Source organism: Pelagibacterium montanilacus (assembly GCF_003992665.1).
Taxonomy (GTDB): Bacteria; Pseudomonadota; Alphaproteobacteria; order Rhizobiales; family Devosiaceae; genus Pelagibacterium; species Pelagibacterium montanilacus.
This window is the reverse complement of sequence record NZ_RZMX01000032.1, coordinates 1-11,678: the sequence shown is the minus strand read 5'-3', so window position 1 is coordinate 11,678 and position 11,678 is coordinate 1. Positions and strand designations below refer to the sequence as shown.

Sequence of the window (11,678 nt, the reverse complement as noted above, 5' to 3'; positions counted from 1 at the left end):
CGTTTCCGAACCGGAAAGGTGTTTCCACTTGTCCTGGAAACGCTCTAGCCGTCTTCCTGCTGGGGGGTGAGGGTGTCGTTGAGCCCGTCGCCCAGAAGGTTGAAGCCCAGAACGATCGCGATGATCGCCACCCCCGGCCACACCGCCATCCATGGAGCCTGGGTGAGGAACTGGCGCGCGATGTCGAGCATCGAGCCCCATGAGGGGGCAGGGGGCATCTGGCCGAGCCCGAGGAAGGCAAGGCTTGCCTCGGCGAGCACGGCTACCGCCATGGTGATGGTGCCCTGCACCACGATGGGCGCGAGAACATTGGGCAGGATGTGCGAGACGATGATCGCGCGGTCCCTGACCCCGAGCCCGCGCACGGCGGTGACGTAATCCTCGTTCTTGATCGAGAGCACCTGTCCGCGGGTCAGCCGGATGAAGATCGGCATCGCCGCCACCCCGATCGCGATCATCGCGTTCTGAAGGCTCGGGCCGAGAAAGGCTGCGAGCGCGATGGCCAGGACGAGGAACGGCACGGCCAGCAGCGCATCGGTGAGCCGTGAGATCACCATGTCGACCAGTCCGCCGAAATAGCCCGCCATCAGGCCCAGCGGCACCCCGAGGGCGATGGCGAGCGCTACGGCGATGATGCCGGCGGCCAGCGAGGCCCGCGCCCCGAAGATCACCCGCGAGAGCACGTCCCGGCCCAGATCGTCTGTGCCGAACCAGTGGAGTGCCGAAGGCGGCTGGCGCACATTGCCCCAGTTGGACGCCAGCGGATCAAAGGGCGCGATCAGGGGCGCGAACACCGCGACAAGCACGAAGAAAACGACGATGGTGCCGCCGATGATCGTGCTGGGGTGCGAGAGGCAGCGCCTGAGCGCGGATTTGCGTCCCGAGGCGCGCGGTCCGGCAAGGGGCGTGGGGGCAGGCGTGGACGTGTCGTTCGTCATGAGCGCAGCCTCGGGCTGAGGATGACATAGGCCAGATCGGCGATCAGGCTGAGAATGATGAAGATCACAGCCGAGCACAGCACCACGGCCTGGACCACGGCATAGTCGCGGCTGAAGACGCCATCGACGATCATCTTGCCGAACCCGGGGATGCCGAAGACCTGTTCGGTCAGCACCGCGCCCGAGAGCAGTTCGCCCAGATGCAGCGTGCTGGTGGTCACCACCGGGATCAGGCCGTTCCGCAAAGCGTGTCGGACCACGACGATGTTCTCCTTGAGCCCCTTGGCCCGCGCGGTGCGCACGAAATCCTGCTTGAGAACCGCGATCATCGAGGACCGGGTATGCCGCATCACGATGGCGGCGGCGGCGGTGCCCAGCACGATCGAGGGCAGGAGGGTATAGCGCAGATTGTCGATGGGCGATTCCGAGAACCGGACGTAGCCGCCGCTGGGCAGCCAGCCGAGGGAAACTGCAAAGAACAGGATCAGCATGATGCCGAGCCAGAAACTGGGGATCGAGAGCCCGCCCAGACCGATCAGGCTGACGGTGTAGTCGATGGGCGTACCGCGATGGATGGCGGCGAACACGCCGGCGGGAATGCCGATCATCAGCGCGATCAGCATGGCCTGGAGCGAGAGCTGCAGGGTTACCGGCAGGCGCTGGACGAGCATCTCCGAGATGGGAAGGCCCGTCCGGATGGAGGTGCCGAAATCGCCCTGCAAAATGCCCCACAGCCAGGTGAAATACTGGACCGGAAGCGGCTGGTCGAGGCCGTAGCGGGCGCGGATATAGGCGATGACTTCAGGGCTCGGTTCCTGTCCGGCCAGCGCCAGCGCCGGATCTCCGGGCAGCAGCTTGAGCAGGAAGAACACGAGCACCGACACGAGAAAGAGCGTCGGGATCGAAACCAGGATGCGGCGTGCGATGAACTGGAGCATGAAAGGATCCGGTCCCCGAAAAGATGGTGTCGATGGCCAGAGCCCGGCGAGATGCCGGGCTCTGAATCCTTGTGCGAGATTACTCGGCGGGGCCCACGCCCGTCACCCGGAAGATGCCGTCGGGATAGATGGTGATCCCTTCGACATCGGCGCTGGCGCCATAAAACCAGGTCGAGTGGTAGAGCGGAATGGTCGGCCGGTCGGTGAGATAGATCTCTGCGGCATCCTCATAGAGACCCTGGCGGGCCTCGGTGTCCAGCTCGCCGCGCGCCGCGATCAGCACCTCGTCGAGCGCTTCGGACGAGTAGCCGTTGAGGTTCTGGCTGCCGCCGGTCCCAAAGAAGGTGTAGAGCGTGGGATCGGGGTCCGCACGGCCACTCCAGTTGCCGATATAGAGCTCGAAATTGCCCGCCAGATAGCGCTCGATGGCCGAGGAGGTCTCGAGCGGCAAAAGGCTCACCGTGAACCCCGCTTCCTGGATCATCGCCTGCAGGATCTGGGCGACCCGGCCGTCGGTGAGCGAGTTCTCGTAGGTGATCTCGATGGTGGGGTTCTCGACCCCGGACGCCTCGACGAGAGCCTGTGCGGCTGCGACGTCGCGCTCGGGGATCGGGTGGGCCGAGCTGTTGAAGATGCTCGAGGGCGGGATCATCTGGTTGGTGGGCGTGAACTCGCCGTTGAACGCAACCTCGTTGATCGCCATGCGATCGATGGCCAGTTCGACCGCTTCGCGCAGCTCGGGGCTGTCGGCGAGAATGCCGCCCTCTTCACCGACATTGATGAACAGGTGCGAGACAGCCAGGCCCGGAGAGGTCTGGAGCTGCAGGCTCTCGTCGGACCGGATGGCCTCGAGGTCGGTCGGCGCGATGCGCTCTGCGACGTCGAGATCGCCGGCCTGGATGCGCGAGAGGCGCACGGTGGAGTCCGGGATGATCTGGTATTCGACGGCCTCGTACCCGATCTCGTCGGCATTCCAGTAGTCGTCGAACTTCTCGAGCCGGATGAAATCGCGCGCCGAGCGTTCGGCGAACTCGTAGGGACCCGAGCAGACCGGGGCGGCGCCAAAGTCTTCATTGCCTTCGGCGGCGGTCGGCGAGACCATCATGCCGGCCCGGTCGGTCAGAACCGACAGAAGCGGCGCAAACGGGGTCTCAAGGACGAGAGTGACGGTGTGATCGTCCACGACCTCGACCGAGGTGATGGGCGAGAGTTCGGACCGCCGGCTCGAGCCTTCCATGGTCTGCATGCGCTCGATATTGGCGCGCACCGCTTCAGCGTCGAACGGCGTGCCGTCATGGAAGACGACGTCGTCGCGCAGGCTCATGGTCAGCTCGGTGCTGTCCTCGTTCCAGGACCATTCGGTCGCGAGCTGCGGCACGATATCGAGATTGGCATCGATGTCCACGAGCTTGTCGCACAGGGCGTCAAACACGATGCGGCCCGAATAGGTGCCGCCGCGCGCCGGGTCGAGCGTGTCCGGATCATCCTGGAGGCCAATGCTCAGGGTCTGTGCACTGGCCGTTCCCATGGTCAGGGCGAGCATGCTCGCGCTGATCAGGAGCAGTTTCGAAGCTGTCATCTTCGTTCCCCTTTGTGGCTGCGAGCGCCCCACGCGCTCCCTTATCGCCTGATCGAAAGCGAACCACACCGTCACGCATTTGTAAAGTTGGCGAACCAATTAAAATGTCCGAACGCGCATAACGGCGCTTCCCAGCGGGAAATTAAGGTGATCGGTCTTGACTGGGTCCGATATCTCCGCTCATTTGTTCGGTAACTGGACGAATAGGAGCGCCGCTCATGACAACGCTCGCCGCTATGGCCTCGACACGGCAGATGACCCTGCGGACCGTGATGCGGGTGCTGCTCGAACGCGAGGCGGTGAGCCGGGCGGAGCTGGCGCGGCTGACCGGCGTTTCGAAACAGACCATGTCCGAAGTGTTCCGCGAACTTGAGGAAGGTGGCTGGGTGCGCAGGAGCGGCCGCACCCAGGGGGCCGTTGGCCGAAGTGCCGCCACCTATGAGGTCTGCGTCGACCGTGCGCTGGTTTTCGGCGCGGATGTGGGCGGCACCAAGGTGCAGGCGGCGCTGGCCGACATGCACGGGATCATCCTCACCGAAACGGTCGAGCCCACCGATCCCCGGGGCGGGCAATACGTGGTGGACCAGCTCGCCCGCATGAGCGCCGAGCTCGCCCACAGGGCCTCCCAGCCGCTCGAGCGGGTTCTGGTGGGCACCATCGGCATTCCCGGGGCGTACAACGCGCGCACCGGAAAGCTGTTCATGGTGCCCAACATCACCGGGCTCGAGGGTACGCCATTCGTCGAAGACCTGCGCGAAAGGGTGGATTTCGACGTCCATGTGGGCAATGACGTCAATATGGCCGCCAAGGGCGAGCAATGGATGGGCGAGGGGCGGAACGTCGACGATTTCGTCTTCATCGCGCTGGGTACGGGAATAGGCATGGGCATCATCAACGAGCGCCGCGTGCTCAGCGGCGCCCATGGGGCAGCCGGAGAGATCGCGACGCTGCCGATCGGGGCGGACCCCTATGACGGGCGCACCTTCCGCTCGGGCGGGCTCGAGACGGCGCTGGGATCGGCCGCCATCCGCGAGCGCTACGAGGGCAGCGGCGGCCGGTCCGGCCTCACCGTGCGCGAGATCATCGACCGGATCGGAGACGGCGATACCATCGCCGCGGCGACCGTCGACGCGATTGCGCGCATCCTCGCCCAGGCGGTGCTGGCCGTCTCGGCTGTCCTCGATCCCGAGCGCGTGGTGCTGGGGGGATCTGTGGGCGCGCGCCGCGAACTGCTCGAGCGCATGGAAGTCCATCTTCCCCTGTGCATGCCCAGCCCGCCCCAGTGTACGGTCAGCAAGCTTGGCAGCCGGGCTGGGCTTTACGGCACCATCGCCAACAGCCTCGATCTGTTGCGCGACAGCCTGTTCCAGACCCCGGGGCTCGACATTCCCATGCCGCGCGCCAAGCCCTTCGAGGTGCACCCATGAGTCCAGCTCTGCCCGCGCGGCGTCACGCCGTTCTGGTCAAGCCTTCGGTCGCCGCCGCCGAACAGGAAGCGGCGAGCCTGATTGCCCAGCTTCTCGTCGCCGGGCCCAACGCGGTGCTCGGTCTGGCCACCGGCCGCTCGATGATCGGGGTCTATGAGGAATTGGTGCGCCGCTGTGAACGCGGGGATGTGAGTTTCGCCCGCGCACAGAGCTTCAATCTCGACGAATATTGCGGCCTGCCCGCAGAGCATCCGGCGAGCTTTGCCGCCTATATGGACCGGCACCTTTTCGGGGCGGTCGATATCGACCCCGCGCGCGCCCATCTGCCCGACGGCAACGCCCCTGACGGCGCCCGGGCCTATGAGGATGCGATTGCGGCGGCAGGCGGGATCGACCTGCAATTGCTCGGGATCGGCCGCAACGGCCATATCGGGTTCAACGAGCCCGGCTCGGACCGGGATACCCGGACCCGGATCGTCGATCTCGCGCAAGAAACCCGCAAGGCGAACGCACCGGACTTTCCCGATGGCCTGCCCGTGCCCGACAGGGCGATCACCATGGGCATCGCCACTATTATGAAGGCGCGCCGCATCGTGCTGCTGGCCACGGGCGCGGCCAAGGCGGAAGCCCTCGCCGACGCGCTCGAAGGCGCCGTGGGCAAGCACAATCCTGCCTCTTTCCTTCGCCTGCACCCGGATGTGACTATCGTGTGCGATCCCGAGGCGGCACACACGCTCACGCCTCCCACCGAGATGGAGAAAAGACATGGCTGAACGCGACTTCATGGTGCCGGGGAAATCGGTCGCCCTTGCCGAGAACGCAATGGCGGCCACCTCCCACCCGCTCGCCACGCTCGCTGCGCTCGATATCCTGCGCGCCGGCGGCAATGCGGTCGATGGCGCCATCGCCGCGGTGGCCGTCCAGTGCGTGATCGATCCGCACATGACCGGGATCGGGGGCGACTGCTTTGCCCTTTATGCGCCGGCCAATGGCAAGATGACCGCATACAACGGCTCGGGCCGCTCGCCCGCTGGCATCGACGCCGAGGCGCTGCGGGCCAAAGGCTGGAGCGCAATCGAGAACATGTCGCCCGAGGCGGTGACCATTCCCGGCGCCGTCGATGCGTGGTGCGCCCTCAACGCCGCCCATGGGCGGCTGGGCCTCGACCAGATCCTCGCTCCGGCCATCCGGTCTGCCGAGGAAGGGTTCCTGATCACGCCGCGCGTCGCCCATGACTGGGCGCGCTATGCCGACCGGATCGGCTGGCACGAGCCGGCGAGAGCCCAGTTCCTGCCCAATGGCCGCGCGCCCCGGACCGGGGAGCGGATCGCCAATCCCGCGCTGGCGCGGACCTTGCGCGCCATAGCGGCAAAGGGGCGATCCGCGTTCTACGAGGGCGAAGCGGCCGAGGATATGGCAGCAACGCTGCGCGCGCTCGGCGGTGTGCACACGACCGACGATTTTGCCGCCCACAAGGGGCTGGTCGCCGATCCGATCTCGGCCGGCTATCGCGGTGTGACGCTCAACGAATGCCCGCCCAACGGGCAGGGCCTCGCCGCGCTGATCATAGCCCGGCTGCTCGAAGGGTTCGACCTCGGGGGCAACGGCCTTTCCGAAGCGGATCGGATTCATCTTCTGGCCGAAGCGACCAAGGCCGCCTATCGCCAGCGGGACGCCTTGATCTCGGACCCCGAGACGATGACCGCCAGCGTCGCCGACATTCTCTCCGATGCCCATATCGACCGGCTGCGGGCCGGGATCTCGCTCGACAAGGCCGCCGCGCCCGCCGATTTTGACATCCCCGTGCACCGCGACACGGTCTATCTCTGCGTCGTGGACCGGGACGGGAACGCGATCTCGCTCATCAATTCGGTGTTCTTCGCCTTCGGGAGTGGCATTTATGCGCCCGGCGCGGGCGTGCTGCTCCAGAACCGGGGCGCCGGGTTTACCCTCGCCAAGGGCCACCCCAATGTGCTCGCGCCCAACAAGCGCCCGTTCCACACCATCATCCCCGCCGTCGTCTCGAGGGACGGCCAGCCGCTGATGACGCTGGGGGTGATGGGCGGGCAGTATCAGGCCACCGGTCACGCCCACATGATGAGTCAGATCTTCGATCGCGGCCACGACATCCAGTCCGCGTCCGATCAGCCGCGCAGCTTCTTTACCAATGGCGCGCTCGACCTCGAAACCACGATCAGCAATGCCGTGCGCGCTGATCTGGAGGCGCGCGGGCACACCACGCGCATTGCCGACGAACCCATAGGAAGCTGCCAGGCGATCCTGATCGATCGCGAAAAGGGCGTCCTGTGGGGTGCATCGGATCACCGCAAGGACGGCATAGCCCTGGGATATTGATCATGAGCCTCGAGACCGTCGCAACGCCGCCCACCGCGCACCCCGCGGTATCGCTGCGCCACCTCGCCCTGCGCCTGCCACTGGGCGCGGACCGCGAATACGCGCTGGCCGATCTCAGCTTCGATCTGGAAGCGGGAGAGATCCTGTGCATCGTTGGGGAATCGGGGTCCGGCAAGTCGCTGTGCGCCCAGACGCTGATGGGTCTCTTGCCGCGCGCCATCCGCATCGAGCGCGGCGAGGCGCTGTTTGACGATCTGGACCTGATCAAGACCGACAAGGCCAAGCTGCGGACCCTGCGGGGGCGCCGGATCGGCATGATCTTCCAGGAGCCCATGACCGCGCTCAATCCGGCCATGCGCATCATCGACCAGATCACCGAGGTCTTCGAGGCCCACGGGCTGCTGACCCCCGCCGAAAGGCGGCAAAAGGCGCTGGAGCTGGCCCGCGAGGTCCAGCTTCCCGACCCCGAGCGCATCATCAAGGCCTACCCCCACCAGCTCTCGGGCGGACAGCGCCAGCGCGCCATGATCGCCATGGCATTGGCGCTCGAGCCCGCACTGCTGATCGCCGACGAGCCGACGACGGCGCTCGACGTCACCACCCAGGCCCAGATTCTCAAGCTCATCGCCGACATCCAGCGCCGGCGCGGCATGGCGGTGATCTTCATTACCCATGATTTCGGCGTGGTCGCCGACATCGCCGACAAGGTTCTGGTGCTCGAAAAGGGCATCGTGGTCGAAAAGGGCACGGCCCGCGAGGTGCTCGACGCGCCGACCCATCCCTATACCAAGGCGCTGCTGGCTGCCGTGCCCAAGGGCACGCCCCAGGAGCGTCCCTCGCGCGCCGGGGCCGAGATCGCCTGCAGGGTGGTCGATCTGGAAAAATCCTATCGCTCCAAGGCAGGGCTTTTCGGTGCGGTGCGCACGGTCCATGCGGTCAAAAAGGTCAGCTTCGAGATCCGCAAGGGCGAGACCCTCGCGCTGGTCGGGGAATCGGGATCTGGCAAATCCACGGTCGCCAAGCTGGTCACCCGGATCGAGACCCCCGATGCGGGCAGGATCTATCTCGGTGACGAGGATTTCGGCGCCATGCGCGGCGAGCAGTTGCGCGACAGGCGCAGCCGCATCCAGATGGTGTTCCAGGACCCCTTCGCCTCGCTCAATCCCCGCCGCAAGGTGGGGCTGACGATTGCCGACGGCCCCATCGCGCGCGGCGTGCCCCGCGACAAGGCACTCGCGCGCGCGCGAGAACTGCTCGAAATGGTGGGGCTCGATGCCCGGGCCGCCGAGCGGCTGCCCCATGAATTTTCCGGCGGCCAGCGCCAGCGCATCGGGGTCGCACGGGCCCTGGCGCTCGACCCGGACGTGCTGGTGGCCGACGAGGCGGTCTCCGCGCTCGACGTGACGGTTCAGGCCCAGGTGCTAAAATTGCTCGACGATCTGCGCAAGAGGCTCGATCTCGCCATGCTCTTTATCACCCATGATCTGCACGTGGCCGCACAGATCGCCGACCGGATGGCGGTCATGCATCGTGGAGAGATCGTGGAGATGGGACCGGTTCGGGACATCTTTCTAAATCCCTCTCAGGAGTATACCAGCAAGCTGCTCGCAGCGATTCCCGGTTCGCGCAGCAAAACCTGAGTGTTGAGGAGGATCAATTGGGTTCCGAACTTATGACCGATTATGCCATCTGGATTTCAGCGATGGTGTTCGCCGGACTTCTGGGTGGGTTTGTTGCCGGCCTTTTGGGCGTGGGGGGCGGCATCGTCATCGTGCCCGTGCTCTATTTCGTGCTCGGCGGCATGGGGGTCGATGACGACATCCGCATGAAGCTCGCGGTGGCGACATCCCTTGCAACGATCCTTTTCACGTCTCTCTCCTCGGCCCGCAGCCATTACCGCAAGGACGCGGTGGATTTCTCGCTTCTAAAGACCTGGGGCATACCGATCTTTATCGGCGTGGTCGCGGGCACGGCGACCGGCGGCTATGTGAGCGGCATGGTGCTGACCCTGGTCTTTGCCGTCGTCGCGCTGCTGGTGGCGATCAACATGACGCTGCGCGCCAACGCCTCGGCGCTGCGCGATGGCTTCCCCAACGGTCCGGTCAAGGCGTTCTGCGGCTTCGTCGTGGGGTCGATCTCGGCCATGATGGGCATTGGCGGGGGCACCCTGAGCGTGCCGATCCTGACCGCGTTCGGATTCGATATCAGGCGTGCTGTGGGCACCGCTTCGGCCATCGGCTTCATCATCGCCATCCCCGGAACGATCGGCTACATGCTGGCGGGGCTGGGCGAGGCCAATCTGCCTGCGGGGTCGGTGGGATACGTCAACTTCATAGCGCTCGCCGCGCTCGCGCCGCTGACCATGCTGGTCGCGCCGTTCGGGGCCAAGGTCGCACACATGATTCCGCGCAACATCCTGAGCTACGCGTTCTCGGCCTTCCTGCTCGTCACCTCGATCAGGATGTTCGTCGACGTCTGGCAGCACCTCTAGGAGCCGTTGCGCGGGGAGGGCAACAGGGAGTGCAACGAGGATGACAATCGCCAGCGAGCGCCGGCCCCTCAGGATCGGCTTTATCGGGTCGGGCTTTATTGCCCATTTCCATCTTCGGTCGCTGACCGGGGTGCGCAATGTGGAGGTCGTGGGCGTCTACAGCCCCACCCCCGCCAAGCGCGAGGCGTTCGCCGAGGCGGTGGCCGTACTCGACCTGGGGGACTGCACGGCCCATGACAGCCTCGAGGCGCTCCTGGCCAATCCAAGGCTCGACGCGGTCTGGATTCTCTCGCCCAACCACACGCGGCTCGCGGTCATGGAGACCATCACCACGGAAGTGAAGGCGGGCCGCTCCGGGATCGGGGCGGTGGCGTGCGAAAAGCCGCTGGCCCGCACGCTGGCCGATGCGCGCAAAATGCTGGCCCTTGTCGAGGAGGCGGGGCTCTTGCACGGCTATCTCGAGAACCAGCTTTTCGCCACCGCAGTCCAGCGTGGCAAGGAGATCGTCTGGCGCCGGGCCGCGCCCAATGCCGGGCGGCCCTATCTCGCCCGCGCGGCCGAGGAGCATTCGGGCCCGCACGAGCCGTGGTTCTGGCAGGGGGAAATGCAGGGCGGGGGCGTGCTGCTCGACATGATGTGCCATTCGGTGGAGGTGGGCCGGTTCATGCTGACTGCGCCGGGCGCAGAGCGCTCGACCCTCACCTTCAAGAGCGCGTCCGCGAGCGTTGCGACGCTCAAATGGAGCCAGCCGCGCTACGCGGCCGATCTCAAGGCCCGGATGGGTGTGGATTACACCCGCCGGCCCGCCGAGGACTTCGCGCGCGGGCTCCTGACCTTCATCGACGAGGACGGGCGCGAGGTGATCGTGGAGGCGACCACGTCCTGGGCCTATGTGGGCCCGGGCCTGCGGATCGTTCTCGAACTGCTGGGTCCTGAGTACGCGATGGAATATTCCACGCTCAACACCGGGCTCAAGGTCTTTTTGTCCCGGCAGGTCAGCGGGGACGAGGGCGAGGACCTCGTGGAAAAGCAGAATGCCGAACAGGGCCTGATGCCCGTGCTCGAGGACGAGGCGGGGATTTACGGCTACACCGATGCCAACCGGCACATGATCGAGGCTTTCCGGCGCGGCGAAGCGCCGATGGAGACCTTCCATGACGGGGTCGCGGTGGTCGAAATGCTCATGGCGCTCTACAAATCGGCCGAACTCGGGCAGGTGATCGAGATCGCCGATCACGACCTGACCAATTATGTGCCCGAGGTGGCACGGCCGCGATAGGGGCGTCCGCGCCGCCGCCTGTGCGCCTTCATCTCCGGCGTGGTTGCGACCGGTAGCGCCGGGCGACGGTGTGCAGAAGCGAGATCAACTCGCTCTGGCGGTGGGTGCCGGTCTTGTAGAACAGGGCCTTGAGCTGGGTGCGCACGGTCTCGCTCGAGACCCCGTGCCGCTCTGCCGATTCCGTAAGGGTCATGCCCGAGGCCAGATCGAGGCCCAGTTGAGCCTCGCGCGGGCTCAGGCCGAATATTGCCGCGAGCACATCGCGGGCCGGCAGCGGCCTGTCGTCGAGATCGATGACCAGCACGATCAGCCGGGCGAACAGAAGCGGGCGATCGAACTCGCCGGGCACGGGCAGCATATCGACGAGCAGGGGCCGCTTGCCCTTGCGCGGAATGCGGAGCGGTGCGCCCGACTGCGGGCCTTCGGCCAGAGCCCGGGCAATCAGTTCGGTGAGAGCGGTTTGGATCTGTGGCCGGGTGGCGACCAGCCGGCGATCGAGCACCGAGAGGCCAGATCCCATAAGCGCCTCGGCGCGCCCGGTCATCTCGATCACCCGGCCGCCTCCATCGAGAAAGATCGCCGCCTCTCCCAGGGCCTCCAGCGTTTCGAAGCTGACCCGCCCGTGCGAGGAGCCGAGCCGCTCCGCGATGGTGACCGCGCGCGAAAGATGG

10 protein-coding genes are annotated in these 11,678 nt (G+C 66.1%); 6 read left to right on the top strand and 4 right to left on the bottom strand.

Features of this window, described 5'->3' with window-relative positions:
* Positions 1 to 44: 44 nt before the first annotated feature.
* The 3 genes from EO136_RS10160 to EO136_RS10150 all read right to left on the bottom strand — a co-directional run bounded on the left by EO136_RS10160 (position 45) and on the right by EO136_RS10150 (position 3,455).
* On the bottom strand, positions 45 to 938 hold the full coding sequence (locus EO136_RS10160; protein ID WP_127144318.1) for an ABC transporter permease: 894 nt from the start codon (positions 936 to 938) through the stop codon (positions 45 to 47).
* On the bottom strand, positions 935 to 1,876 hold the full coding sequence (locus EO136_RS10155; protein WP_127144317.1) for an ABC transporter permease: 942 nt from the start codon (positions 1,874 to 1,876) through the stop codon (positions 935 to 937). Before EO136_RS10155 ends, EO136_RS10160 begins: the two co-directional genes overlap by 4 nt.
* Before the next feature lie 79 nt (positions 1,877 to 1,955).
* Complete coding sequence (locus tag EO136_RS10150; protein ID WP_127144316.1) at positions 1,956 to 3,455, bottom strand: ABC transporter substrate-binding protein; 1,500 nt, start codon at positions 3,453 to 3,455, stop codon at positions 1,956 to 1,958.
* A 218-nt stretch (positions 3,456 to 3,673) separates the two neighbouring features.
* Here EO136_RS10150 and EO136_RS10145 point away from each other — a divergent pair, with 218 nt between their 5' ends.
* The 6 genes from EO136_RS10145 to EO136_RS10120 are packed head-to-tail and all read left to right on the top strand — an operon-like array spanning position 3,674 to position 11,007.
* A complete protein-coding gene (locus EO136_RS10145; RefSeq protein WP_127144315.1) occupies positions 3,674 to 4,882 on the top strand; it encodes an ROK family transcriptional regulator in 1,209 nt (402 codons plus the stop codon).
* Positions 4,879 to 5,655 carry a glucosamine-6-phosphate deaminase gene (nagB, locus tag EO136_RS10140; protein ID WP_127144314.1) on the top strand — a complete coding sequence of 259 codons (777 nt, stop codon included), beginning with the start codon at positions 4,879 to 4,881 and terminating at the stop codon, positions 5,653 to 5,655. The genes EO136_RS10145 and nagB overlap by 4 nt, the downstream gene beginning before the upstream one ends.
* Entirely contained in the window at positions 5,648 to 7,237 is a 1,590-nt protein-coding gene (gene ggt, locus EO136_RS10135) for a gamma-glutamyltransferase (protein ID WP_127144313.1), read from the top strand. The genes nagB and ggt overlap by 8 nt, the downstream gene beginning before the upstream one ends.
* Before the next feature lie 2 nt (positions 7,238 to 7,239).
* Positions 7,240 to 8,877 carry a dipeptide ABC transporter ATP-binding protein gene (locus EO136_RS10130; protein ID WP_127144312.1) on the top strand — a complete coding sequence of 546 codons (1,638 nt, stop codon included), beginning with the start codon at positions 7,240 to 7,242 and terminating at the stop codon, positions 8,875 to 8,877.
* A gap of 17 nt (positions 8,878 to 8,894) precedes the next feature.
* Positions 8,895 to 9,728, top strand: a complete 834-nt coding sequence (locus EO136_RS10125) for a sulfite exporter TauE/SafE family protein (protein ID WP_127144311.1) — start codon at positions 8,895 to 8,897, stop codon at positions 9,726 to 9,728.
* A gap of 40 nt (positions 9,729 to 9,768) precedes the next feature.
* Positions 9,769 to 11,007: a Gfo/Idh/MocA family protein gene (locus EO136_RS10120; protein WP_127144310.1), complete on the top strand. Its 1,239-nt coding sequence runs from the start codon at positions 9,769 to 9,771 to the stop codon at positions 11,005 to 11,007.
* A 28-nt stretch (positions 11,008 to 11,035) separates the two neighbouring features.
* Here the strand turns inward: EO136_RS10120 and EO136_RS10115 are convergent.
* Positions 11,036 to 11,678: helix-turn-helix transcriptional regulator (locus EO136_RS10115; protein WP_164730527.1), on the bottom strand; the 643-nt coding region annotated here is incomplete at its 5' end.

Coding starts and splice junctions, on each gene's coding strand:
- EO136_RS10160 (WP_127144318.1), bottom strand. CDS start 938: ATGACGAACGACACGTCCACGCCTGCCCCCACGCCCCTTGCCGGACCG.
- EO136_RS10155 (WP_127144317.1), bottom strand. CDS start 1,876: ATGCTCCAGTTCATCGCACGCCGCATCCTGGTTTCGATCCCGACGCTC.
- EO136_RS10150 (WP_127144316.1), bottom strand. CDS start 3,455: ATGACAGCTTCGAAACTGCTCCTGATCAGCGCGAGCATGCTCGCCCTG.
- EO136_RS10145 (WP_127144315.1), top strand. CDS start 3,674: ATGACAACGCTCGCCGCTATGGCCTCGACACGGCAGATGACCCTGCGG.
- nagB (WP_127144314.1), top strand. CDS start 4,879: ATGAGTCCAGCTCTGCCCGCGCGGCGTCACGCCGTTCTGGTCAAGCCT.
- ggt (WP_127144313.1), top strand. CDS start 5,648: ATGGCTGAACGCGACTTCATGGTGCCGGGGAAATCGGTCGCCCTTGCC.
- EO136_RS10130 (WP_127144312.1), top strand. CDS start 7,240: ATGAGCCTCGAGACCGTCGCAACGCCGCCCACCGCGCACCCCGCGGTA.
- EO136_RS10120 (WP_127144310.1), top strand. CDS start 9,769: ATGACAATCGCCAGCGAGCGCCGGCCCCTCAGGATCGGCTTTATCGGG.